1 protein-coding gene and 2 pseudogenes are annotated in these 1,889 nt (G+C 70.6%); 1 reads left to right on the forward strand and 2 read right to left on the reverse strand.

Annotation, left to right across the window (positions count from 1 at the left end; translation table 11 throughout):
* Together BN903_RS08590 and BN903_RS08595 are read right to left on the reverse strand one after the other, a co-directional pair.
* Positions 1-230: pseudogene (locus tag BN903_RS08590) on the reverse strand (amidohydrolase); the annotation flags it as partial.
* An 89-nt stretch (positions 231-319) separates the two neighbouring features.
* A complete protein-coding gene (locus tag BN903_RS08595) occupies positions 320-1,507 on the reverse strand; it encodes a redox-regulated ATPase YchF (protein ID WP_048077356.1) in 1,188 nt (395 codons plus the stop codon).
* A gap of 174 nt (positions 1,508-1,681) precedes the next feature.
* Here BN903_RS08595 and BN903_RS17410 point away from each other — a divergent pair.
* Positions 1,682-1,889, forward strand: a pseudogene (locus BN903_RS17410) (hypothetical protein); the annotation flags it as partial.

Consider the following 1,889-nt stretch of genomic DNA (forward strand, 5'->3'; position numbering starts at 1 on the left):
AACGGGCGGTCGATCGACAGGCGCGCGACGGCGTTGTTCGCGCGGAGGTAGCTCCGGCCGGGGGCGCGCTGGCCGGGGCTCGCGACGGCGCGGACGATCCCCGCCTGAAGCATCTCGCGTTCCAGCCGCTCCGGGGAGATGTCCCGCCCGTGGGTGGCGACCGACGACTCGTCGGGGTCGAGGGTCGCGCGGGTGTCGACGATCCGGAAGTCGTGTTCGAGCCCGAGCATGGCCGCTCTCTATCGGTCCGTCTCGGGCGACCCGCATGTGCCTGTCGGTCCCACGGTGGGGCGCGAGCGACGCGGACGCCCGAGACCGGTCACGGTCCCGCGGTCGAGACGATCTTGACAACGTCGCCCTCGGTCAGCTCGTGGTCCTCGCCGATCCGCCGTGAGGCGCGCGCGTCGACCGCGTGGAGGTACCCCTCGCCGATGTCCGAGTGAACCGCGTACGCGAGGTCGGGCGGGGTCGACCCCGAGGGCAGGAGGAACGCGTCCGGAAGGACGTTTCCGGTCCCGTCCGTCCACTTGCCGGCGTCCTGAACCGGGTAGGCCGTGATGCGGTCGAGCAGGTCGTAGACCGCGGCGTTCAGCGCCGTCTGGACGCCCGTTCCCTCGTGTTCGTCCATCGACTCGCGGAGCACGTCGAGACCGGCGCGCTGGTCGTCGGAGACGTCGCCGACGATCTCGAACGACTCGTCGCCGGGATCGTAGTCGACGACGCCGGCGTCCGCGGCGCGGCGTAAGGCGAGTTCGCCGTCGGCGGTGGCCGCGATCACGGTCTTGTCGGTGCCCTCGCGGATCCGGTCGACCGCGCCCTCGGGGGCCGCGTCGACCTTGTTCGCGACGACGACGATCGGCTTGGTCCGGCGGCGGACCGCCCGCGCGAGCGCCTCGCGGTCGTCGTCGGTCCACGCCTTCGGGTCGTCCGGGTACTCCAGACTGCGGAGGACCCTCGCCACGTCGCCCTCGGTCGCGCCGAAGCCGGTGAGCATGTCGGACAGCGCGGCTTCGAGGTCGAAGTCGGGCGAGCGCGACTTCCGCTCGACGCCCTCCCAGTTGCGGTCGACGATGCCCGCGAGCCACAGGTCCATCTCCTCCTCGACGAAGTCCACGTCGTCGAGCGGGTCGTGGCTCCCGACCTCGACCGGCTCCCCCTCGGCGTTCGTCGCGCCGGAGGCGTCGACGACGTTCACCACCACGTCCGCGTTCGTCAGTTCGTCGAGGAACTGGTTGCCGAGGCCCTTCCCCTCGTGTGCGCCCGGGACGAGCCCGGCCACGTCGAGCAGTTCGATCGGGACGTACCGTTTCCCGTCGCGGCAGTTCTCCGAGCCGCAGCGCTCCTCGCGGTCGAGACACGGGCAGCGCGTCCGCACGTGGGTCACCCCGCGGTTGGCGTCGATGGTCGTGAACGGGTAGTTCGCGACGTCGACGTCGGCCTCCGTGGCGGCGGTGTAGAAGGTGGACTTGCCGGCGTTCGGCTTGCCCGCGAGCGCGACCGTGATCATGCCGGAGCCTCGCGGCGACGCGAAAAGCGCCTTTCGGTCGGGCGCGGCGAAGCGACCGACGGCGGCCACTGCGGATCCGCTTCCGGCGGTCGCGGTAGGGCGAGACTCGAAGAGGCAGCGGGCGACGCACCCCGAAATCAACAACGTTTAGCACAACTGAGATAATCCGCCCACATGGATCGGGACCTCCCGCTCGCCGCCCTCTGTGGTCTGTTGGTCGGGTTCGGCATATACCGGTTCCTCTCGCCCGGCGGGTTCGTTTCGGGAGCGACGGGGGCGGTCTACGCCGGAGCGGCGTACTTCTACTTCGCGTTCGACGTTTCGCTCCTCGGTACCGCCGTCCAGTTCGACGACCGGACGGACAGGTTGGGCTACGCGATCG

This window comes from Halorubrum sp. AJ67 (genome assembly GCF_000513435.1).